This window comes from Massilia sp. Root335 (assembly GCF_001425685.1).
In the GTDB taxonomy this organism is placed as follows: Bacteria; Pseudomonadota; Gammaproteobacteria; order Burkholderiales; family Burkholderiaceae_D; genus Telluria; species Telluria luteola.
In genome coordinates this window covers 214,595-240,258 of the sequence record NZ_LMCY01000019.1, presented here as the reverse complement: position 1 = coordinate 240,258, position 25,664 = coordinate 214,595, and the positions used below count along the sequence as shown (strand labels likewise).

Below are 25,664 nucleotides of genomic sequence, written 5' to 3'. Positions count from 1 at the left end.
AGCGAGAGATCTTCATCCCCGACTACGACTCGAAATTCTTTCTCTATGAAAGCAATCATGCGAATCCCGAAAAGTGAAGTAACAAGCCCACTTCGGAAAATATCGTCCTGGTCGGCAATATTCGGCGACAACGCCGAATGCACAAAATTTCTCACACGATCAATCAAATCTGCGTCCACAAGCACACCCACTAAAAAATTTATCAATAATTAAAAAAACCCTGCTCAGACTTTCGCCCAAGCTTACCCTCACGAACCATATTGAGTAGCAAATCCGCAGGCTGATACTTTTTATCGCCGAGCCGTTCCATTAGTGAAAGCAACGAAAGAAGAATGGTATCGAGTCCGATAAGGTCAGCTGTAGCAAGTGGCCCCATACTATGACCAAAGCAGCCGACAAAAATCGCATCAACATCGTCGGGCGACGCGCAACCTTCCTCTACAGCCCTAATTGCCTCGTTAATTGTTAGCATCAAAACCCTATTGGAAACAAATCCTGGAGCATCTTTCACAACGATGCCGCGCTTTCCGATACCCGCAAGAAAAGACATGACTCGCTCGATAGTAGTCGAACTCGTAACCCGGCTAGGAATAACTTCAACAAATTCCTTAGAGTGAGCTGGGTTCATAAAATGCGTCCCGATTACCAGTTCAGGCCGTTTCATGAACGCCGCCAACTCAAAAATTGGAAATGTCGAGCTATTAACAGCCAAAACCGCTTCGGGCGCCAACAAAGAGTTCAAACTCTCATAAAGCAAACGTTTCTTGCCAATATCTTCAGGAATATTTTCAACAACTACCGAACATTGACGCACTGATTCGAGGTCATCAGTTATTGAAATTCTTGAGAGAACATCCGACGCGGCACCTCGACCTCTACCAAAAAGCGATTCCGCTCTCAGCGTGTTAAATATACTGATCCGTGCTTCATCCAAGACCTCTAATTGGTTATCAACTAGAATCACGCGATAGGAGTGCGACGCAATCACCTGAGCAACTCCCCTCCCCATAACTCCCGCACCGATGACACCAATCACGTCGACATCTTCCTCTCGATTCCTCGTCTGTACTAGCTTCGCCCCCATTTTTAAACCTCTTCTCCTTATTGACGCCACGCAAAAATATTAAATATGTCCGTCCCCTTGTATAACGAGTCCTGCTCGGCGCGAAAAGCATAACCTTTCGACTCCAGTAAAAGGCAAATCTCGTTCATCGCGCCATTTTTATCGTGCACTTCGATGGCAATCTGGCGAATCAACGGCCAATGCCGTATATCAATTCCACCGAGTACCCGCATTTCGTATTTTTGAACATCTATCTTTAGAAAGTCGATCTTGTCAATGTTATATTGCGCAATGATTTCGGAAACCGAAATTACAGAACATTCATATCGTTTCTCCTCGAAGCGCGAATCCATAAATTCTGAGCTGCGAAAAAGAATCTCACTAATTACGGAATTTTTATTCGCCTTGTAATCATTCTGTAGCAACGCGGTAAGGATGGCTTCCTCATCCATTCTATCGGGAGCAAACGAAGACATACCAGGACTATTTGGATAGAAAGTAATCGTGGCGACACCCGGCCTATCTGATACTCCAACATTTAAGAGCGTCACGTCCTCACAAACGTCAGCGAGATTAAACTCCAGCATTTTAAAGAGCGTTGGAACCGGTTCAACACTAAACAGTTTCACATCCGGCGCCTCCAAGGCGGCAAACATCGAAAACATTCCAATATTTGCCCCTATATCCATGACCGTGTCGCCGGCTTTAATGTGCAATCCATGTTTTGCGTAACTACGCTCTAGGAAGATGCTACGATAAAAATAATCTACGTCAGCCCGCGATTGATATCGGACCGCCAAACCGTTTGGCAGACTAAGAATATCATCAACTGGAAAGCTAACCGCGTCTGCCGACGCGATAACGCCAGCAAGAACTCGAGGCGTAGGCGAAATGTAAATATCGCGAATCGTACAATGGATCCCGATGTCCTTTTTCAGCCTTTGAACGATCTGTGCGGCCCGCAGGGAGTCTCCCCCACATGCAAAAAAGTTAGTGTCGTAAGTTACATCTTCACATTCCAGAACGCCAGCCCAAATTTCTCGAATTTTAGCCAGATGAATATTCTCTTCAGGTACCGCTGATGCTGATGCTGCATTATCATTATAAACAAGCGTACGCTCGCTTTGATCAATACAATCGTTCTCGAAAGTGAACGGGGCCGCCGCACACCCAAGCTCTCTTAAATGAAACGCAGTATCGGAAACAAACTTTTCGACAGAGCGACCATCAAATCCAGAAGGGACAGTACTTAGCACCGAAATATTTTTTTCCCGGCTCAAGTGGGTCCGTAACAAAGGGGCAAGGCTCTGGATCGGCGCTACTTCTAAGAAAATCGACGTTTCACAATTCACTAACGTGCTTACTGCTTTTGTTAGCTGAACTGGAGCACAAAGATGCCGCGCCCAGTGTTCTGGACTACGTATTTCGCGGAGCTCGCCAGGCATACCGTCCAACGTCGATATCAAGCGAGGACGGGAAGTTCGTGACGCTTCTTCCTCGATCCGCACAGGATCGGTCCGAGACAGACCCGAAGCTGCTTGAAGCATAAGGGGAGTGTGGAACGCATGCTCAACAGCTAGCTCCTGTACTGTGTATCCAGCAAATTCAATACTTGCCATCACATTAGCTAGGTGCTCTTTGCCACCTCCGATCACAGTTTGGGCCGAACTATTCTCGGCGACGACGTACACATCAGGAATCAAAAACTGCTCCACCTCACTGCGCGGCGCGTAGATCGAAGCCAGGCCACCACGCGGAGCTACGGAAAGAGCCGACGCGCGTTCAATTATCAGTGAAAGCCCTTCTTCAAAACCGAATGCCCCGGCGAGATGCGCAGCAGCATACTCACCTAGACTGTATCCACAAACGTAATCCGGGAGAACACCAGCCGCCATCCATGTCTCCGCAAGCGCACACTCGAGCGTATATAAGATCGAGTGCGCAACGACCGTCGGGAGGACCGGCAGCGACCGCGTGCGTTTGAAGAGTCGAGCAACATCGGTCGAAGTGTCATTCGATTGGTCAAGGTAAGGTCTCACTAACTCTGACAACCTAGAACCGAGCTTTTCAGTTGTCACGCGATCTGCACGCGCAATAAACTTCTCGACGTGCGGATCACCGAGCCGCTCCAACTCCTTGAGATTTTCCGCCAAGTTCCCACCGAGACCGGGAAACATAAACGCGATGACAGGTTTACCGCGGGAGGGTTTCTCCGGGCGAACGGTTTTTGTAATTCTAGAGTCATTCATTGATATCACTTCATCCATACTCGATAGGAAATATTCCCCGCCCGAGAGAAATATCAGCTGAGATATCCCATATCGGCGAAAATTTTTAGCTGATACCGCGAAGCCGTTTTTGCTTCATGCTGACAACAAAGCATCGATACACGTCACAATCCGCCTCGGCGGTCAGCACTTGTAAACAGATCTCTCCCTCCATTCAATACCAACATCGGGCTCCACACTCAATAGAGCTCGATGGCAGCAAGGTCGATGGCCATATTCAAAGATCAGGCATATTAAAGACGTCGAGAAAGACACCGAAAGTTATCGCGATGAGCAGCAAGTCATCTTGGGCATGCGGATTGAATTTCGATCCGTTTTTCCTAGTATCCTCAACTAACTTATTAATCTCTGCCGCATTGAAGTATCCCTGTTTCTCAATCCTCCGGCTATCAAGTAACTCCTCGATGTATGGATTGACCACTTTTAGCAAAGACGGACTTCCCGGTGCGCGAAAGCCAAATTTCTCGCGCCGCACGACTTCTTGCGGAATTCTTCGGGATGCAGCAAGCTTAACGATTACCTTCTCGTCTAGCCCATTCACCTTTAGGTCGGGACTAATCGACCTGGCGAACGCGACCATATGTTTATCCAAGAACGGGAATCTTCCCTCCACGGAGTTAGCCATTCCCATTCTGTCACCGTGGTCTCCCAAGAGATGATCAGCCAGCCTTAGCTTAATATCGATATACGAGCGCTGATGAACCTGATGTCGCCTGTCCAACCTGTCGGCACGTAAAGGCGGAGTAGCCAAGCAGTCGATTTTATCGAATTCGTTCAGGACAGCATCGGAATAAAAGCGCCTACGCCAGCGCCCAAATTCATGGTAGCGCCTTTCGTACCGCACGGCCGAGTGCCCCCACAAACGACTACGGGCTTTAGCTTCATTCTCGTCGATTAGCTCCGCCGCTAATTGATGAGACATTGCGTCGAACCGATACCCGGGATAACCACCAAACAATTCATCGGCGCCTTCACCACCGAGCACTATTGGCACACCTGAATTCGCCGCTACCTTTGAAAGCGCGAAGGAACATGCATTATACGTTTCCTTGAGTGGGCATTCAGAATGCCTAACGATATCAACCAGGTGTTTTCCGATATCAGCGTCGTAGAACGGCACCTCAATATGCTCAAGCTCAAACTGTCGAGCCACTAAAAGCTGGAAGCGACGTTCATCGAGGGTTCGAGATTCAGGAAACACAATCGAAAAAGATTTAATGCTGCCGGAAGCTGCAATATTTCGCATCGAAGACGCAACTAGTGACGAATCCAGCCCGCCACTTAAATATAATCCGACGGGACGGTCAGCTCGCATTCGCAATCGAACCGCATTGTCGAAATGTCCTAAAAATTCATCCACTAGTTCCTGTTTTCCGACCCAGTCGTATTGATGATCAATACTTGGATAATTTAAGTCCCAATACTCGACTTCCTTAATGTTGCCGTTCTTTACAACAAGACGATGTCCTGGCTTAAGAGCTGAAATACCGGCGAACATCGTACGCGGACTCACCAACCCTGGAAAGGAAATGATTTGATCTAATCCAGTAAGGTCAACCTTGCGCACCACAGACGGATGCCGAAGTATAGCCTTAATTTCGGAACCGAAAACCAAATTGCCAGAAAAGATTCCATAGAAAAGAGGCACAACGCCAAATTGATCTCTCACTAAGTGCAATTCATTATTCTTTACATCGTATATGGCGAGTGAGAACTGACCATTTAAACGATTTACGCACTCAATTCCATAATCTTCAAATAGATGCACAACGACTTCAAGATCTCCGTTTGTGGACAGCACGTGACCATTCTTAATTAGATCAGCCCTAAGCTCTTCATAATTGAATATCTCGCCATTCCCAACAAGTATCACGCTCCGATCTTCGTTGTATAGCGGCTGATCGCTGCCATTGACATCCACCAAGGCTAACCTTCTCGTTCCCATGACTAAAGGGCCGTGTCTAGCGGTGCCGGATCCGTTCGGCCCCCGATGTTGCAATGTATTTAGCATTGCTAAAAATATTTCCAAATCAGGACATTCTTGACCCGACAGGTCAAAAATTCCGGCAATTCCACACATTCTCACCCCCGAAATCTACAACCTCAAATACCTGCATATATGTTGCGTCAAAACCTAAAACATTGGATCGACGTGTCAGCATGTTCTTATTCGTCCGAGACATATAGAGATAACACGCTCCCATCCATGCTTATCACGACGCCAGCTGATCATTGAGGAGGTCGGTAGCATGGCGACATACTTATCACACCAACTGCCGACATATGCGATTTTCGCGATAGCGCCGACTTACAAACAGCGCGGCTACTACATAGCATGCGCGCGCATCTAACACTACACTCATTTGCATCGATAACCTTGGAACTCAATTGATCTTGCAAGCGCTTAAACACGAATCGGAAAATCGGCCAATAGCCTCTTTAAGAACATGCATATTAATGGTCAGTGGCGGCATCAATTTGACTACTTCGTCGCGAGGTCCACAACGCTCCAAAATTAGTCCATTGCGCAGCGAAAATTCTTGGATAGCCTTCGCAATTTCTGGAGACGGCACTCCTAATCCACGCATCATCCCCCTGCCTTTCGAATACCCCCCGACCTTCAACGCGATGTCATCGATTGCCATTTCGAGCACCCGCGACTTCTCAAAGACTGCTTGCTCGAACGAATCGTCAGACCAGAACTTACGGATCGCAACTTCGCCGGTAACAAACGCATGGTTATTCCCTCGGAACGTTCCGTTGTGTTCGCCTGGCGCCCATATGTCAAGCTCAGGCCTTATAAGCACCGCAGACATCGGAATACCAAAGCCCGACAGCGATTTTGCTAGGACGACTATATCTGGCACCACCCCAGTTCCCTCAAAACTAAAAAAAGTTCCGGTGCGTCCACAGCCGGCCTGAATGTCATCCACGATAAGAATGGCGCCATATTTGTCCGCGATTTCACGAACCCGCCGCAACCATTCGACTGAGGCCGTGTTGAGCCCCCCCTCACCTTGCACGATTTCCAGGATTATCGCTCCTGGCACATCAAAACCACTGGACGGGTCTGCTAGCACGATATCCAAGAACTGCGCAGCACTTGCGCCATCTGAAAAATAGCCGTCATACGGTACTCGCGATACGTCAGCCATGCTAGTCCCCGCGGCGCGACGATGAAAGGAATTACCGGTTACGCCGAGCGCACCTAGCGACATACCGTGAAAACCGTTCGTAAAAGCAATAACATTGCGTCTTCCAGTAGCCTTCCTTGCAAGCTTTAATGCTGCCTCCACTCCATTCGTTCCTGTTGGGCCGGTGAACTGCAGTTTATACTCCAGCCCTCGTGGTTGGAGGATATAAGATACGAACGCACCGATAAAACGAGTTTTTGCGAGAGAATGAAAGTCAAGTGAAAGCGATATACCGTCAGAATTTATGTAATCAACGAGCGCTGCCTTCATATCCGGATCATTATGCCCGTAGTTTAAAGAACCGCAGCCCGATAGCATATCGATGTACGTACGCCCGCACGAAGAAAATATGGTCGCATTTTTTGCATGCGAAAATTCTAGACCTAAATTCCTACAATAGTACCGAACATTGGATTCGTGTCTTTCATATACGTCGGGGCGATCAGCAGTCAATCTCTTTGTCATATGGTTCGTTTAATTACAATGTCGCTTTTTTCGATGTAGTGGCTTTTTCTTGGGTGAGGACATGTTCGTTTTAACTTATCCGCTCGCGCAACGAATCAACAATCAAGTCCCCATCTTCATTATCACATTTCCCACCGATTATTTCTTCAGCAGAATCGTGTTGCTTCATCAGTACGCGGTATAGCTCGTTAAGGTCATCGATCAGATTTGACCAAGGCAGGACGTCACTCACGGAACTATTCGAAAAGATTACGAGGTCACAGCCAATACGATCCGCATGCGTAAAAACCACCATTCGAAATATCCTGCCTCGCTGTGCGCCCGTCAATTCAGTAAATATTCTTCCCGCCATCGCCACAGTTACCTCAGCATACTGATCGACAGAATATTTTGATAAATCCACAAACGTAAGAGGCAGAGGGGTCGGAAATGAGAAAAATTGATCCCAACCAGAACCTCCAAAGGAAAACTCCAATTGAAGCGTTCTGTGTCGCACGATTAGCTGGAAGAGGGCCTGCGCAAATATTTTTCGGTTCATTGCTCGATTAGCTACAAAGGACCGATGTATCCATTCCCCAAAGGGCCAGCTGGCCTTCTGTTCATCAGGCGAGCCATCCGATTTAAGTTGTTTTCTCGAATTTCTTCCGGGAATCATATTGCTTTCGGCACTCTCCTTGCGAAGCGACCCCTGACTATCGACAATTTGAGTCCCCAACTCGAAATTTTGACCAGTTTTAGTCTCCGACCCCAGAATTCGCTGACGCGGCTGATATCCTATATGGCGCAAGATTTGCTGGACACGTCTGGCGTTAGATACTCCAACCAATTCTGCTAAAGCTTCAGCGCGGCTTAAATGTCCTAGCCGTACTTCCCATGCTGTGGGTACTTCATAATTAGAATATCCTTTTTCGATCTTGTGTACCGCAACACCGACATCATTAATCATACAGTTCGAGGAACAAAAACCTGTATCACTGGGTTGTGTCCAACGAAGGCTGCGCATCTTCAAAAAATCATAGATAGCCGCCTTACTAACGTCGCTGTAGCGGAAAAAATCTATTAATTGAACCCTTTCCGTCGCGACTCCGTCCAAGAACTTTTCCCCATCAAGCCCTTTAAACCGTTCAGTCACGTGATATATATATCGACCTTCCTTAAGCTTTTTATCCACGAGCGCTGGATCGACAATATCGCAACTCAAGAAAAACTTGAGTCGCTCCTCTGCAATTTGCCCTCTTGACAGTCCAGTCACTATAGTTTCGATGCCTAAATCGTCTGCGAGCGAAAGGCTTAAATCTAGTATGGCCTTGAAACAGCCTTTACACACGGTACTATATTTCTGAAGGCTTTCTTTGAAAACCTCGTTCATCTCAGCATGGGTAAAAATTACAGATTTAACCCCTAATTCGGCCGTAATATCATTGATATTATCAATCGCTTGTCGAGATATAAAACCATTATCAAAAGTGAAGGCTAGCAGTTTCAGCCCCAACTCTTTCAACTTGTACAATACGTATGTCGAGTCTTTACCCCCGCTATATAGAAGAATACAGTCATACTCCGAACGACTGCGCCACTTGGCCTGCTCAAGAATGTCTTGCAGCTCAGAGTAGTTCTTAAAATATGCGTCGAAAAAGTCCTTATGTTCATCATATACCTTGCATTCGGTACAGACCCCGTTTTCGCTTAAACGAATTCCCTCTGCCGCAGATGAGATACCACATCGCACACAACGATTAAAAAATTTCTCGAGATTTTGGCTCACAGTAAGGGACTCAAAAATGATAAACAATAATCGGAAGATTCCGCTATCCGAGCGGCTTGCGCCGACCATACGAAATGAGTACAGATCAAATGTTGTCTCCGCGCGCGGACTCTTCGTCTTTTCTCCCAGCTACGTAATCGAATTCATCACCGTTCATTTCGATAAACGCGACCATCTGTTCCGAGATCTTTTCGGCGAGTCCTCGTACCGTCGGTTGAACCAAGAAATCCCTTACCGATATGTTGATCGAAAGGGTTGCTTCGATACGGGAGAGCACCTGCATCGCCACCAACGAGTGGCCGCCAAGCGAAAAGAAATGTGCATCTATACTTACCTTATCCAGGTGCAACAGCTCAATCCAAATTGTTGCCACTGCTTCCTCCAGCGGATTTCGCGGCGCTATGTATGGAGCATCCACCTCCATATTCGACGGCGAAGGCAATTTTCCGAAATCTATCTTACCGGTAACAGTCCGAGGGAGCGATGGCACGACGATAAACTTGGATGGGAGCATTGTTGAGTGAACCCGACTGAGCAAAAATTTTCTCAATTCATCCGTCGACATCTCGAAATCTAGAACTATATACGCCACTAATTCACCACGGTCCTCATCATTAGAGGTGTAAGTTACCGCAACGTCTACAACGGCGGGGCTTTTTCTAATTATGTTCTCAATCTCTTCTAATTCGACCCGGACACCGTCAATTTTTACCTGGCGGTCCCGTCGTCCCGCAAACTCCAGCGCACCGTCGATCAGCATTCGTCCAAGATCGCCGGTGCGATAGATTATGTCCGCTGGGTCGTCGGTGAGCGGATTCGCGATAAAAACCTTAGCTGTCAGGTCTGGACGATTCAAATAGCCAAGCGACCTAAAGGGAGTACGGATGAATATCTCGCCTAACACGCCTTTCCCAACAGGCTTTAGACGATCATCCAAGACAACGGCGCGCGCTCCCTGAATCGGTTTTCCGATCGGTACCGTGGCTTTGTATGCGTCTTCTCGCTGGACTCGATGACATAGCTTGACCATCGTAGTCTCGGTCGGGCCGTAAAGATTTCGCAACTCGACGCGATTATTGAACAGCCTAAAAAACCATTCTACGTCGACCGGAAGAAGGGCCTCACCAGCGACGCAAACGTGCTTAAGATTTTCGAGGAATACTCCCTCGGCTTGGACAGCCCGCATAAGAACTCGTAGCGAGGAAGGCAACGTATGAAGAAGAGTGACACCGGAGTCGCTTAGCCACCGGGCAAATCGTACGCCTTCGGCTTTGATATCTATCGGCGCAATACAAATTCTACCGCCCACACTGAGAGGAGTGAAAATATCTCGAAGTATTGCGTCAAAAGACGGATTTGTGAGCTGAGACGTTCGTACAGTGTGATCCAGACCAAGCTCTTCTACTTCCCAAGCTGCGAAGTGACCAATTGCCTTGTAACGCCCAACAACGCCTTTTGGTTCCCCTGTGGAACCCGAAGTGAAATATACGTAGCAAGGCGCGTCAGCATCGCGATCTCGATACACCACATCTTTGACATGAGGGACGTTATCGATCTCGATGAATGCAGCCCCGATATCTACTGGCAGTTGCAATTCGCCGTTGTCGCACGAGTCCACGAGGACCGCAACAGGGTTGAGCAGGCCCATCAAGGCGTTGCGCCTAGGCGTTGGCAAATCTGGATCGACGAACGAAAATACAACGCCGGCCTTGAGTGCACCGAGCATCGCCACAATGACGTTAAGTCTGTTTCTGGATGCTATCGCCACCGATTGTTCCGCAGCATTCGGCAAGCCGATTAGCGTGGACGCGACACCATTGGACCATTGATCCAATTCCAAATATGTTATCTCGCGGCCAAGCATCTGGATGCTTATCGCGTCACTGCTTTGCGCTACCACCGATGCGAAGGTCTTACAAATATCGAAAGTCATCATCATCCTCTATTTTTACGTCAAGTAATTCGCCGCTCTTGAATGCGCCAAGCTGTTCCGGTCAAAGGCTCGGCGGTCAGGCAGTTTCTCAGCGGCGACGTCGAGACCAGCATTCAGTCTAAACTGCTTCCTTATCGAGAACCTTTTGAGCGAGTCCCCGAACGGTTGGCTGCCGGAAGAGGTCTCGCAAAACGAGATCGACCCCTAAATTGTTTCTGATGACAGAAATCATCCGCACCGCCAATAGAGAATGGCCGCCCAGTTCGAAGAACGTGTCGTGCCTTCCTATGCGCTCTAAACCCAGGAGGTTTTTCCATATCGTGGCAATGGCTCGCTCCGTTTCGCCTATGGGAGCTTCATAATTTCTTGTAATTATCGACGACCGCCCCGGTGCCGGCAGTGCTTTCCAGTTGACCTTTCCGTTTGACGTTAGTGGCAATTCATCAAGGATGACGTACGCTGAAGGCACCATATATTCAGGCAACGCAGTCAGAAGACTGGAACGAATGCTAGCGATCAAGTCGCTGGGGGAATTTGACGCGAACGAATGATCGCAACTACATCCGTGTTCTTGTACGGACATCACGGCATGATCAAGACAAGACATGTTTTCGACATGATCTTGGCTTGACCCAAGCTTGAGATGGGGTTGCAATACAATATAGGCAACAAGCCGCTTGTGCTCGAGTCCATCATCGCGAGGAAAAACAACCGCCTGTTTTATAGCCTGGTTTTTAAGTAAATGCGACTCGATTTCGCCTAACTCCACCCTAAATCCGCGTATTTTCACCTGAAAATCATTGCGTCCGAGGATTTCCAGGTTACCGTCAGGCAACCATCTTCCGACGTCGCCAGTGAGATACATACGAGCGTTTTTTTCGAAAGAAAATGGGTCCTCTACGAATCGCTCAGCTGTCAAGTCATTACGATTGAAATATCCTCTTGCCAATCCTGCGCCACCAATAAAGACATCACCGACTACACCAATCGGAACTGGTTGACGCCTTGCATCTAAAATATAGATTCGAGTATTCCAAATCGGCCGCCCTACATGAACGTATCCGTCACTACGCGGAGCTTCACTAAACACGTCAAAAACCGTGCTTGACACGGTAGTCTCGGTCGGTCCGTAATCATTGATGAGCCGCGGCTTGATTTCATATTTACGGAACGCCTGCAGAGTCAATTCGCTAAGTAATTCTCCGCCGACAGCTATGACCTCGCTTAGGTAAGGCAAGTTTTCTTGAGGAATCTTCGATAACACGACGCTGAGCTGACTATTGGTAGTATTCATAAAGCCAAACGGCTTTTTCGAATTTGCCCCGGTCACCAAGGCGTCTATCGGCTCCGACGGGAAATAAACTGTTGCGCCAGAAAGAAGCGGCAGCAGTACGCTCATTATGATTCCGTCGAAAGACATCGACGTCGTGATCGGACAGACGGATTCCTCTCTAATTTTGTAATACTGGGCCGCCCATACTAAGTAGTGCACCACGCTTCTAATTTCTAATCCGACGCCTTTTGGCCGTCCGGTTGACCCAGATGTGAATAAAACAAACGCCAAATTTGTTGGAGCCGGTCTAAATTTAGATTCGCAAATTTCGATGTTATCTCTTGAGTATTTTGATAATGCAACCTGACACGCAAAATCATCGAACAAAAATGTCGGCAAGGCGTCACTGAGTTGCGGCACAAACTCGGTGTTCGTCAACATATGTTTTGGCTGCGCATCCTCGATCATGTGTCGAATACGTTCACTTGGATAGCAAGGATCTACCGGAACGTAAGCTCCTCCGGCCTTCAAAATCGCTAAAAGGCCCACCACCAAGTCAACACCCTGGCGCATACAGACCGCCACGCGGTCGTCCGGCTGAATGCCTTGCTTGATCAAATATCTCGCCAATTGGTTCGAACGGTCGTTAAGTTCGAAGTAGCTGAGCTGCTTTTCGTCGTCGAGTACAGCAATCGTCTTCGAGTGCCTTCTGACCTGATCTTGGAACAGTTCATAAATCGACAGATCATTTGGTATAGTCTTCGTAGTATCGTTAAAGTCGAACAAAATTCTCTGCCGTTCTTTGATAGGCAAAATCGGTATTTCGCTAACTCGCCGGCTGTCGTCGTTTGCCATTGCGAGCAAAACAGTTTCAAGCTGTTCGCAGATTCTCTCGACCGTTTCTTTATCGAACAAGTCGCTAGCAAATACAAGATGCCCTTTTATCTCCTCGCCCTTTTCGCTCAATGACAGAGATATATCAAATTGAGGAACTCCGCGATCATCTAGAACGCTGCTTGCTTCAAGTTCTGGAAGTGTAAAGGGCTCACGTGGTACGTTTTCCATTGCAAGCATGACTTGGAAAATTGGGCTATGCGCCATGCTGCGCGGTGGATTAAGCGCTTCGACAACAAGCTCGAACGGAATATCCTGATTCGAGTAAGCGTCATACGTAATCGATCGGACTCGTGTCAAAAGTTTGGACACGGTTGGGTCATCGTGAAGTTGTACGCGTAATGCCAATGTATTCACGAAAAAACCGATCAGCGGCTCGAGCTCGGCGCGCTGTCGGTTCGCGACTGGCACACCTGTCACGATGTCTTTCTGACCGCTTAACCTTGAAAGCAAGATTGACCATCCTGCGAGGATTGCTGTAAATAAGGTTACGTCGTGCCGCTTACTCAAGCGTCGGAGTTCGGAAGTCAAAGTTTTGGAAAAAGAAAAAACGACGACACTCCCTTTATAACTTTGGGTCTCGGGACGCGACCGGTCGGCAGGTAGCTCCAGAAGTACAGGCGCACCGCTCAGATGTGCTGTCCAAAACTCGAGTTGCTTCTGTAAAAGGTCGTCTTGAATTCTTTCATTCTGCCATACTGCAAAGTCTGCATATTGAATTTTTAAAGGCGGCAACGGATCAGGTAGTCCGGTGTTAAATGCACCGTAGAGCGCTGAAAGCTCAGTCATCAGTACTCCACCGGACCAAGCATCAATAACTATATGATGTGCGCAGATAAATAGTATGTGGCGATGTTCCGAGAACTTAATTAATATGCCACGAATCAAAGGTCCGATTGACAGATCGAACGGCTGCACCCTGTCTTCGTCGATAATCTCTTGCGCCGCAAGTTCTTGCTCGGTCTCTGATAAGCTACAAAGGTCATGAGTGCGCAAGTGGAAACCGCTCCGCATCGGTCCGATTATTTGCGTCGGGATCCCATCAATTAGCGTAAATGTAGTACGCAATATCTCATGACGATCTAAGATTCTGTCGAGCGCCTCTTTCAACGCTTTGCAATTCAGACGTCCACGTAAACTCATCCCGGCACTTACATGATATGCAACTCGGGCGGCCTGACCTAATTTATCAAGAAACCACAGCCGTTGTTGCCCCTTCGACAGTGGCAGCGGTCCGGCTCGGTCGACAGGAACGATAGGGACGTATCTGCGGATAGCATTCTTATCGCCTTGGGTGTACCTTTTCTCACTTGCCAAGATCGCCTGGCGATATCTACTCAGTAGATCGTCATTTCTGCCGCCCATCCCTACCTCCGATAAATATTTTTAAATTAAAGCTTTTCGTTAAATGACTCTAAGGCCGAGTTGATTTCAGTTCGAGAAATCAGTTCTATCTCACCCAGCCGCGCGCCGGGCTCGCTTGCAATTTGCGAAAGCACTTCTTGATAGTATCTGGCGAACCGTTTAGCCGTTTCATCACTAAATAAATCGCTGTCGTATTCGAGCCTGCCTTCGATAGAATTTGGAGTCTCCGTTAGACCTAAGTAAAGATCAAATTTGGATGTCCCATGTGTCTGTACAATTTCCCTTACTTCTATGTTCCCTAGCGTGAACTGAACAGTGTGTAACACGTTATTCATCGTTAACATCGTTTGAAAGATAGGGCTATAGGTTAGGTTGCGTGTGGGCCGAATCGCCTCCACTACCTTTTCGAACGGAATATCTTGATTCGAAAATGCTTCTGACGCCACTACACCGACGCCCTCCAACAGATCGCTTACTTTTGGATCGCCGCCCAGAAACACACGTATCGCCAGCGTGTTTACGAAAAACCCGATTAGTGGCTCCAAATCAACTGTCGGTCGGTTTGCAACGGGAACACCCGTGACTATATCGTCCTGTCCACTTAACTTCGACATGAGAATAGACCATGCGGCCAATAACGTTGTGAATAACGTAACGCCATAACGCCTACTGACGTCTCGAAGATTTTCTGTTAGTTCCCGGGTTACCAGGAGATCGATCACTCCGCCCCGATAACGCTGGATTTTAGGCCGCACGCGATCAGTCGGAAGTTTCAGCAGATCTGGCGCGCCTTCCAGATAAGATTTCCAGAAGTCGAGCTGTCGACGTGGAGCTTCAGTTTGAAGCCAGTTGTGCTGCCAGATCGCGTAGTCGGCGTATTGGAGTGGCAGTGAAGCCATAGATACGGTGTTGCCTCTGCAAAAAGCATCATATAAGGTCGACAGCTCTTCCTTTAACACCGCTATCGACCATCCGTCGGATATGATGTGGTGATGAGTAATCAAAAAAATATGTTCGTTTTTTGACATAATTAACAACCTACCGCGAACCATTGATTCCTTTTCAAAATCAAATGGGCGCGTTGCCTCGTCGTTCATAATTTCAGACGCCTTGGCCTCTATTTGTTGAGGCGACAGCGACGTTAGATCGACTACGCTTAAATTGAACCCGCTGTTGTGCTCACCAATTATTTGCTGGACATTCCCGCAGTCATTAACAAAAGTTGTCCGCAACATTTCGTGACGTGCGACTAACGAATCGAGCGCGCTCTTCAGCGCCATAATATTGAGCCGCCCCCGTAGGCGTAGTGCAGCCGGCATGTGATACGCAACGCTAGCCGCCGTGTCTAAATGATGTAAGAACCACATTCTTTGCTGAGCTGAAGATAACGGAATTGGCTGGGCTCTTTCAGCCCCTAAAATTTTCAGTTCCAATGAATTTTTATGTTCAGCTATCGTACGCGCGAAGAATTCTAAGATTGGGTTCGCGAATAGATCTTTTACAGATACTGTTACTCCCAACCGTTGTGCCAGGCGGGAGATTACGCGAAACGCTAAAAGAGAATGTCCGCCCAGTTCGAAAAAATGATCGTTGCGTCCAATGTGCCCGATACACAGCAATTCTTGCCAGACTAACGCTACCTCAAGTTCGATCGCACCAACAGGCGCTTCATATCTCTGCCTTAACACCGTTGTATGATCCGGTTTAGGTAATGCCTTACGGTCTACCTTCCCGTTCGGCGTCAACGGCAGCTCGTCCAAGATCATATAGAAGCCCGGTACCATATGGTTTGGAAGACGCGATTGTAGATAGCTTTTGATCCTGCCGACTACATCGTGGCGACCAGCGTTATGTATGACGCTAGTGAGAGTGACGTACGCGACCAATTTTTTGTCACCGGAATCGTCTTGTCTAGCCAATACCGCTGCCGTGCGTATTTCTCCATATTGAGCGAGGTGAAATTCTATCTCGCGTAATTCGATCCTAAATCCGCGGATCTTAACTTGGTCGTCCGACCGTCCGATATATTCCAAATTTCCGTCGTGTAGATAACGGACAAGATCACCCGTCTTGTATAGCCGTTGGTCTCCTATCTGCCTGTCCGCTTCATAAAATGAATTTGTGACGAAGCAAGCTTCAGTAAGGGCTGGCCTGTTCAGATATCCTCGCGCGACTCCGTCTCCGCCAACATATAATTCTCCTGGCACGCCGAACGGTGCTAGTTGGTTATTCTTCGAGACGACGTAGATATTTGTACCGGCTACTGGCTTTCCGATTGGCAGTGGAGACGTATCGTCGAACGTTCGGGGAACGGGATAGCAACAAGTGAAGGTCGTGTTTTCCGTCGGGCCGTATCCATTCACCACAAGGACGCTCGGCAACCGCGCGTACACCCGTCGGACTGCAAGTGGATTGACGACATCGCCCCCGGCGATAACGGTACGCAGCGAATTGCAAGTTGCCGATTGATAGCTCCACTGCTCAAAGAGTCCGGAGGTAAACCAGGCCACCGTGACGGAATGCTTACTTATCTGCTCGTTTACCAAGTTAATATCTATGTTCTTATATGGATATAGAACTAATCTAGCTCCGTTAAGTAAAGCAGTCCACACTTCAAATGTCGCCGCGTCGAACGATATGGACGAAAGTTGAATGAATACGGAGTCATCATTTAACTGGACATATGACGGTTTAATCGCGAGGCGAACGACTCCGCTATGCTCGACCATAACTCCTTTAGGTTCGCCGGTCGAGCCTGATGTATAAATTACATACGCTAGTTTATTCGACGATTTCTCTCGTGTATTTCCGGGATTTTGTGTCGAGTATTTGGCGATCGTCTTCTGAAACTCGACAGCATCGAGGCTAATCATCACACACGCTGAATTAGGCTCGACTTCAAGCGCACCGCCAATTTTCTCTTTAAGTGCTCCCTGTGTAAGAATTACCTTAATGCCACTGTCGCCAATCATATACGATAGACGATGTTGAGGATACTCAGAGTCAAGTGGCACGTAAGCGCCTCCGGCCTTAAGTATGGCTAACATGCCGATGATCATATCGAAACCTCTTTCGACGCATAATCCTACTGGATTATCCGAGTCAACCCCGAGGTTTCTTAAGTAGTGCGCTAGCCTATTAGCGCGCTCGTTGACTTCTCCATACCTCAGCTTTTCGTCTTGGCAAACCACTGCAATGTCGTCCGGTGAGTGACCCGCAATGTATTCAAACAATTCGTGAATTTGCTTGTGCCTTGGATATGTAGTCTGATCGACACTCCAGGTGTGCCCTAAGTTCTTCCTTCCACTTTCGCCGCTCGGTGTAGCGCCTGTACCCTTGTTAACGCTGTAGTTCAGCTCGTTAGGTGTGAAAACATTGATTCGGTCCAATGTCTGATTTTCATTCTCAACCATGGCAACCAAAATGTCTTGAAACTGACTCGCTATACGCTCAGCGGTCGCGCGGTCAAACAGGTCACTTGCGAACACCAAATGCCCGCGTACTGTCGCACCTTGGTCGTCTAGTGCTAACGTCAAATCGAATTTCGCTGTTCCCTGGATTTGAGGCAAGCTGCGGATAGTTAAGTCCGGCAAGTTTGCGCTTAACCCTGCGCCACCTAGCGAATTATCCAAGGAGAACATGACTTGGAAAACCGGGTTGTAGCTGAGACTACGTGGAGGATTCAATAACTCAACAATTTGTTCGAACGGTAGCTCTTGATTTTCATAGGCTGCCGTAGTGAAGTCCTTTACCCGTGAAAGAAATTCGGCAGTGGTCCAGTTTTCGTCTATTTGTATGCGCAGGGGAAGAGTGTTGACGAAAAGGCCGATCAACACTTCACATTCGGCGCGCAAACGATTTGCAACTGGGACCCCAATCACGAGGTCACGCTCGCCTGAAAGATGCGAAATCAGCACCGCCCATCCAGTGAGCAAAGTCATGAACAAGGTGACGTCGTGACGCAGGCTATAGCGCCTGAGCTCAGCGATTAGGTCATCAGGCAGTGACAACTCAACGAAGCCGCCACGATACGACTGAATTGGTGGACGCGGACGATCGGTCGGCAGGTCCAACACTGCCGGTCCGCCAGCTAAGCGGTCTAACCAAAATTTTTGCTGATCCTTCAATGCATCGCCTTCTAGACGCTTACGTTGCCAAATCGCGTAGTCGGCGTACTGGATCCGCAGGTTGGGCAGCAGTTCGCTCGTCCCTTTCTCTCTTGCTTCGTAAAGTGCAGCAAGCTCTTGAAGAAATATGTTGAGAGACCAGCCATCGGACGCGATATGGTGTTGAGTAATCAGTAGCACGTGCGATGCTTCCGATAAGCGAAGCAATTGGCCGCGGATTAAGGGACCGTTTTCCAAGTCGAAACGTTTTGCCAAATCGGTCTTGCCGATTGAGTCTAACTCTTCATTTTGACAAACGGTCGACAAGGCGCTCAGATCACGATAAAGAAGGTTGAAACCGGTGGTCTCCGGTCCGACTACCTGATGTACGTCTTCATTCGTATTAACATAGCGTGTGCGCAGCGTTTCATGCCTTGCGACTAAGCGATCCAAGGCCTCTTGCAAACTCTTTAAGTGCAACTCACCGTCCAATCGAAGCCTAATGGGTATGTTATAAGCCGTGCCTGCTGCCTGGTCCAGTTGGTCGAGGAACCATAAGCGCCGCTGCGCCGGCGATAGCGGAAGCGGGTGATTTCGATCAACTGAGACTATTTCGTCATCGGGCAGACTTTTCCGATCCGCAATGACCTGTGCAAGTTTGTGCATAACCGGAAAGGCGAAAACATCGCGCAACGAGATGTCCACCCCCAGACTCTGCCTTAAGCGTGATATGACTCGAACTGACAGGAGTGAGTGGCCGCCGAGATCGAAGAAGTGATCGTGCCTTCCAACGCGTTCTAACCGCAGGAGCTCTCCCCATACTGAGGCGACCTCGCTCTCTACAGCGCCGATCGGTGGCACATATTCTCTTATCACGAACGCAGCCTGATTCGGTGCTGGCAACGCCCTGCGATCTAGCTTTCCATTCGGCGTCAGCGGGAACTCCGTAAGTATTACGAATGCGCTGGGCACCATATAGTCTGGCAACACGAGTGCCAACGCGTCATGTAGCGTGGCTGCTGAGATGTGTGCATTGTCTTTACACGTGACATACGCAACCAGTTGCTTATCGCCTGCTTTATCTTCTCGCGCAACTGCTACCGCCTCACTCACACCGGGGCAGCCCAGCAACTTGGCCTCGACTTCACCGAGTTCAAGGCGGAACCCATGTATCTTCACTTGGTAATCATTTCGGCCTAAAAACTCAACGTTACCGTCTGGCAGCCACCGCCCAAGGTCGCCTGACCTGTACATCCGAGCCCCGTCTATTGAGCAAAACGTATCCAACAAGAACTTCTCTGCAGTCAACTCAGGCCGGTTGTAATAGCCCTGTGCAACTCCAGGGCCTCCAATATAGATCTCTCCGATGACTCCAATTGGTGTCGGTTCTGCATTCTGGTCGAGAATGTATATCGACGAGTTCGCGAATAGCTTGCCAACGTTATATCGGCGACTTCCTCCTTTGGTCCGCACGTAGCTCGCTGTACAGGAGATCGTCGTTTCCGTCGGGCCGTAAGTATTTATCAAAACGACATGCTTAGGTCTCACGCGCTCCCACAGTTCAACCATTCCTACCGCAAGGAGGTCGCCTGTTACATTGACGAGACGTACATTCCCAAGATCGGTGTAGGCACTCAGTGTCGATTGTTGCCACTTAGAAACTAATTGATGCCAATGTGCCGCGGTTAGGTGGACAACCGTCGGCGCAAGACTCTGATATTCGTTCGTACCAAATAGCTCTGCCGTCGGCGCAAGCGTTGCGCCAGAGAGCAACGCGGGAAAAATTTCCTCTAACGAAAGGTCGAAATTTAGCGAGTTTTGTTGAAGCACTACGTCCTTTTGGGTAAGGGTGAACCACTTTATTGCATCGCAAGTATAGTTCACCAAACTGCGGTGCTGGACCATTACCCCTTTTGGATTTCCAGTAGAACCAGAGGTGTATATAATATAGGCGAGGTCTTCTGGCGTAACCGGCACCCGCTTGACATCCGGATTGTTACTAGCATTTCCCGAAAACGACGAGTCGGCGTTTATTACGACCTTAGTCGTATTGTTAACTGGCAGGCGATCAACCAGATTTTCTTGAACCAATAATACTGAAGGGTTACAGTCGTCGATCATGAAGGATAGACGATCAATAGCATAGTTCGGATCTAGAGGAACATAAACCGCGCCTGCTTTAAGTATGCCGAGAAGAGCCGTTATCATCGTAACGCCACGCTCGACGTACAAACCTACGCGGTCATTTGACTTTACGCCTATCGAGATCAGATGATGCGCAAGTTGGTTGGCCTTAATATTCAGTTCTTTATAAGTTAAAGAGCGTCCTTCAAATACGACTGCGTCGGCTTCAGGTGCACGTGATACTTGCTCTTCAAATAATTGGTGCACACACTTATCGGCGGGATACGGGGAGACTGTCGAGTTAAATTCCTTTAGCACACGGCTACGCTCCAGGCTGCTCAGCAAGGAAAACCTTTCGACGCAACGATACGGATCAGCGACAATACCTTCAATAAGATTTTTGAAGTGCTCCAAAAACCGTTCCATTGTATTGCTGTCAAATAATTCAGTAGAATATTCCAGTTCCCCTCGCAATCCAAAGTCGGTTTCTGTAATGTTCATCGACAAATCGAACTTTACCGCTTTTTGTTGGGTCGCCAATTTCGAGACAGTTAAGCCAGAAAGCTGCATGCTCACTGTCGAGATGTTTTGAAACGCAAACATAACCTGGAACAAGGGATGACGGGAAAGATTTCTGTCGACATCTAGTTCCTGTATTACCCGTTCGAAGGGCACGTCCTGGTGGTGTTGCGCAGCGATCACGGCCTTCCGCGTCCGGGCAAGAAGTTCGACAAAGCTTGGCTTGCCAGAAAGATTTAATCGTATGGCCAAAGTATTCACGAAGAAACCTATTAGGCCTTCTGTCGCCTGCACAGTGCGTCCGGCGATAGGCGATCCGACGACAATGTCTTCTTGCCGACTCCAGCGAGATAAGAGGGCTTGGAACGCCGCCAGCATTACCATGTAGAGGGTTGCGCTTTCTCGCTTAGCTAACATTGTCAGCTCTAGCGTCGCGTCTTTTGATATTGCAAACGAAATGACCGCACCGCGATTACTCGAGATCGGCGGGCGCGGAAAATCTGTTGGAAGCTCTAAAGCTGGAGGCGATCCGGCTAACTGCTGCTTCCAGTAGGCGAGTTGAGTTTTCAGTACCTCTCCTTTTAGCCAGCTCCGCTGCCAAATTGCGTAGTCTGCGTACTGCACGCTGAGCGGTGGTAGAGGCGACCGCCGTCCTTCCCTAAAGGCACTGTACAGAGCAGAAAATTCTGACAACAGTATGTCTAATGACCAGCCGTCCGATACGATATGATGAGTTGTCATTACTAGGACGTGATCGAACTCGTCGACTTTAATCGCACAGGCACGGAACAACGGAGCACTAGACAGGTCAAATCGCTTCGTACTTTCGTCCTTCATAATGCGTAGGGCTTCTCCCTGACGCATCATGATGGGAATTCTAGTTAGGTCAACACTGCTTAATACGAACCTATCTATATCCTCCGTGACCTGAAAACACTCGCCGGAGGTTGACTCGAAGCGGGTGCGCAAAGTTTCATGCCGCTCGATCAATAAAGCCAAGGCACCCTTCAAGGCCACGATATCGAGTTTTCCTTCAAGTCGGAATGCGATCGAAACGTTGTAAGCTGCGTTTTCCGAATGCAGTTGGTCAAGAAACCAGAGCCGTTCCTGTGCGTACGAAGCGGGCGAACGAGTTTCCCGTAATTGCGCAGTCAACGGTGGCACAAGCGTCCCCTGTTCCGACGCCTGCAGGGCTTTTAGACGTTCGGCGAGGGGTCGGACTACGGGTGTTTCGAACACCACCTGCACCGGCAATTCCACTGAGAATTCTTCGCGAATCCGGGCGGCCAATCTTGTGGCTTGCAAGGAGTGGCCACCTAAAGCGAAGAAACTATCGTTCGCACCTACGGCGTTAATGCGTAGTACATCACGATATATCCTTATCAGGATCTCCTCTTCAGGCGTGCTTGGCGCAACATAACGTTGGATCGCATAATCGACTTCGTCAGGCGCCGGCAGCGCCTGACGATCGAGCTTTCCGTTCACATTCAGTGGAAGACTTTCCAGCGTCACAAAAGATGACGGAACCATATAGTCAGGTAGCGTCGCAAGTAAGCATGTCCGTATCGAGAGCGGCGAAATGTCCGCGCCATTTTCTAGACACACATAAGCGACCATACGCTTTTCGCCAACAAAATCGTCTCTCAATATTACAGCGCAGTCGCGAATCCCTCCAATCGCGGCGATCTTCGATTCCACCTCACTTAATTCGATTCGAAATCCACGCAATTTTATTTGCTGATCGTTGCGGCCAATATATTCTAGGACCCCGCTCGAAAGCCACCGGGCGAGATCGCCCGTTTTATATAACACAGCATTGGCTTCATTAGAGAATGGATCCGAAGGGAATCGCTCGGCAGTTAAATCGGTGCGGTTTAGATAGCCTCGTGCGACCCCCGCACCGCCGACATAGAGTTCGCCTACGGTTCCAATTGGAACAGGTTTTCCGGCGCCGTCCAAAATATAAATACGGGTGTTAGATATTGGCGTACCGATAGGCACCGTGGATATTTCTCTAGCCGTGTGCGCATTACAATCGTACATGCTCGCAACAACGGTTATTTCAGTGGGGCCATAGGCGTTAAATACCTTGGTCGCTTTCCCCCAACGACGTGCTAATTCTGGCGGGCATATTTCCCCGCCCATAATAAGGACCTCTAAAAAGGGCAATCCAACAGGGCTCCCCAGCGCGGCAACCGTGCTAGGCGTCAATATAGTATGAGTGATCCGATTATGCTGCAGCGTTCTCTTTAATGGCTCGCCAGGGCGCAATTGTTCTGTTGTCGCCAAGTACAGTCGAGCCCCGTTGCAGAGCGCTACCATGCACTCGAATACTGATATGTCGAAACTTAGTGATCCGGCTTGCAACATCCGGCTCGCCAATCCGATATTGCAGAGTTGTCGTTGCGTGAGCGCGAGATTGGTCACCCCGCGGTGTTCAATCATTACGCCTTTAGGTTGGCCGGTGGAGCCTGACGTATATATAACATAGGCTAAAGAAGATGAACTAAGTCCTGGCACAACCGGATTATTGTCCCAATGCGAACTAACAGGTTCGGTATCGAGGTCGACTATTAGGACTCGAGTATCAATAGATAAAACCCTGTCCCTCAAGAGCCCGTGCGTAAGAAGCACTGCAGGCTTACTGTCATCAAGAATATTGGCAATCCGCTCAATGGGATAAGTTGAATCGATTGGTACATAAGCGCTACCTGCTTTGAGTGCGGCCAGCATGCTCACTATCGATTCCATTCCTCGCTCAAAGAATAACGCAACCGTCTGTCCGGGACCTATGCCTGCCGCGATTAAGCGATATGCTAACTCATTTGACTTTGCATTCAGTTCTTTATATGTAAGCTGTTGTTCGCAAAATACCAAAGCGACATTATTGGGACTTGTGCTGACCTGCTCCTCGAACAGTTGATGCACGCAATCTTTCCGAAGAAAATCAATAGCTGTTGAGTTGAACTTTTCGAGAACAGTGTGGCGTTCAGAATCGGTTAACAAAGATACATTGTCGACTAGGTGCTGTTGATCTGCTGCCATTATCGTCAGCGTCTGACGGAGGTAACTGATATGACGCCGAATTGTTTCAGCGTCGAATAAGGCACATGCATAGTTAAGCGTACCAGCAATTCCCTTTGCGGACTCTTCCAGCTCTAACGTTAAATCAAATTTCGCGGTCCTGTCTTCGATTTCGATTTCGGTAACTTCTACTCCCGGAAAAGTAATGGGAACCCCTTGGCCATCTTTCCATCCAAAAGCGACTTGAAATAACGGACTGATACCTGGACTACGATTCGGGTTTACTGATTCGACAATTTGGTCCAGAGGCACATCTTGGTTTTCGCTTGCATCAAGCATAGCTTCGCGGACTGAAACCAATAATTCCGCGATCGCTTTTCTCTTCGGCAAGACGATACGCAAGGGGATTGTGTTCACGAAAAGCCCAATCATATCTTCGGTTTCCGGTCGTTGGCGATTAGCCACCGGAACACCGATTACGATATCGCTCTGACCTGAAATCTTTGCCAATACGATTGCCCATCCAGTCAGCACGGTCATAAATAAGGATACGCCGCAGCTTTTACTTAAAGATCGCAGACGAGCCGAAAGCGTAGAATCGAACTCTACTGCAATGGAACGGCCGTGAAAGTCCTGCTTAGAGGGACGCACATGGTCGGTGGGTAATTCAAGGACTGGCGGGGCGTTTGCCAGGACATCTCGCCAATAATTTAGCTGACTAGCGAGCCCACCTTTGGTCAACCATTGCCGTTGCCAGACAGCATAATCGACGTATTGAATTTGAAGCGGTCGCAACGGACTGGCTGCGCCGGTTGAAAACGCTAGATAGAGTTGGCTAATTTCTTGCTTCAACAGGCTCATTGAGCGTCCGTCAACGGCGATATGATGCAGCGTCAGCATTAAGATGTGGTCGTCGTCAGCTATTTTCATTAGCTTTCCTCGGATCGGAGAATGGGTCTCCAGATCAAAAGGTGCGGCCGCCTCTTCAACCATCTGGGCATCCAGTCGATGCTGTATATTGTCCGACGTCTCTTCCTGAGTGAAGTCGATGCACTGGAGCTCAAACCCTCCGAAGTCGGGAAGAACTCTTTGCAGTCCGACTCCGGACACTTCTACTATCTGCGTCCTTAAAATCTCATGTCGCTCGATACAATGACAGATCGCATCATTCAAGGCCCTTGTATTTAGATAACCTTTCAGTCGCACCGCAACTGGTACGTTGTATGCTCGACTTGCGTTGTCCAGTTGCGATAGAAACCAGAGCCGCTGCTGCGAGAGCGACAAATCAGACGCGATATCACGTGAAACCTTACGAATTGGCGTGAGACGATGTTTTTGGTGAATTCGTATGATTTTCGCTAGCTCGGATAGCGAATTCGCCCCCGCAATGAGCCCGGCTGACAAATTGACTTGAAAAAGTCTATTTATCTGAGTTGCGGCTTGCTTAGCGCTTTCCGCATTACCTCCGAGCTCAGAAAAGCTATTGTTTCGCCCAATATTCGAAAGGCATAGGACTTGACGCCAGACCGCTGCGATGGAAGTTTCTACCGCCCCCACCGGGGATGTGGTTTCTATTTGATTATTGCCGTCCATATTTCCGTTTTTTATTGAGCTTTTCCGCAATGAGACATGATACTGATGATGCACACAC

At 48.6% G+C, this 25,664-nt stretch carries 8 protein-coding genes; all 8 read right to left on the bottom strand.

Annotation, left to right across the window (positions count from 1 at the left end):
• Window positions 1-202: 202 nt before the first annotated feature.
• The 8 genes from ASC93_RS29815 to ASC93_RS30735 all read right to left on the bottom strand — a co-directional run bounded on the left by ASC93_RS29815 (window position 203) and on the right by ASC93_RS30735 (window position 25,606).
• Window positions 203-1,036, bottom strand: a complete 834-nt coding sequence (locus ASC93_RS29815) for a 3-hydroxyacyl-CoA dehydrogenase family protein (protein ID WP_200958315.1) — start codon at window positions 1,034-1,036, stop codon at window positions 203-205.
• A 65-nt stretch (window positions 1,037-1,101) separates the two neighbouring features.
• Window positions 1,102-3,312 (bottom strand): FkbM family methyltransferase, encoded by a 2,211-nt coding sequence (locus tag ASC93_RS29810; RefSeq protein WP_162251868.1) that lies wholly within the window; start codon window positions 3,310-3,312, stop codon window positions 1,102-1,104.
• Window positions 3,313-3,568: 256 nt separating this feature from the next.
• On the bottom strand, window positions 3,569-5,431 hold the full coding sequence (gene asnB / locus ASC93_RS29805) for an asparagine synthase (glutamine-hydrolyzing) (protein ID WP_082547988.1): 1,863 nt from the start codon (window positions 5,429-5,431) through the stop codon (window positions 3,569-3,571).
• A 304-nt stretch (window positions 5,432-5,735) separates the two neighbouring features.
• Window positions 5,736-7,010: a diaminobutyrate--2-oxoglutarate transaminase gene (gene ectB / locus ASC93_RS29800; protein ID WP_082547987.1), complete on the bottom strand. Its 1,275-nt coding sequence runs from the start codon at window positions 7,008-7,010 to the stop codon at window positions 5,736-5,738.
• Between the two features lie 70 nt (window positions 7,011-7,080).
• Window positions 7,081-8,775, bottom strand: coding sequence for a 7-cyano-7-deazaguanine synthase (locus ASC93_RS30740; protein ID WP_162251866.1), 1,695 nt, complete (start codon window positions 8,773-8,775; stop codon window positions 7,081-7,083).
• A gap of 85 nt (window positions 8,776-8,860) precedes the next feature.
• Window positions 8,861-10,714, bottom strand: coding sequence for a non-ribosomal peptide synthetase (locus ASC93_RS29795; protein ID WP_082547986.1), 1,854 nt, complete (start codon window positions 10,712-10,714; stop codon window positions 8,861-8,863).
• Window positions 10,715-10,826: 112 nt separating this feature from the next.
• Window positions 10,827-14,240 (bottom strand): non-ribosomal peptide synthetase, encoded by a 3,414-nt coding sequence (locus ASC93_RS29790; RefSeq protein ID WP_082547985.1) that lies wholly within the window; start codon window positions 14,238-14,240, stop codon window positions 10,827-10,829.
• A gap of 26 nt (window positions 14,241-14,266) precedes the next feature.
• Entirely contained in the window at window positions 14,267-25,606 is an 11,340-nt protein-coding gene (locus ASC93_RS30735) for a non-ribosomal peptide synthetase (protein ID WP_157201893.1), read from the bottom strand.
• Between the last annotated feature and the right edge of the window lie 58 nt (window positions 25,607-25,664).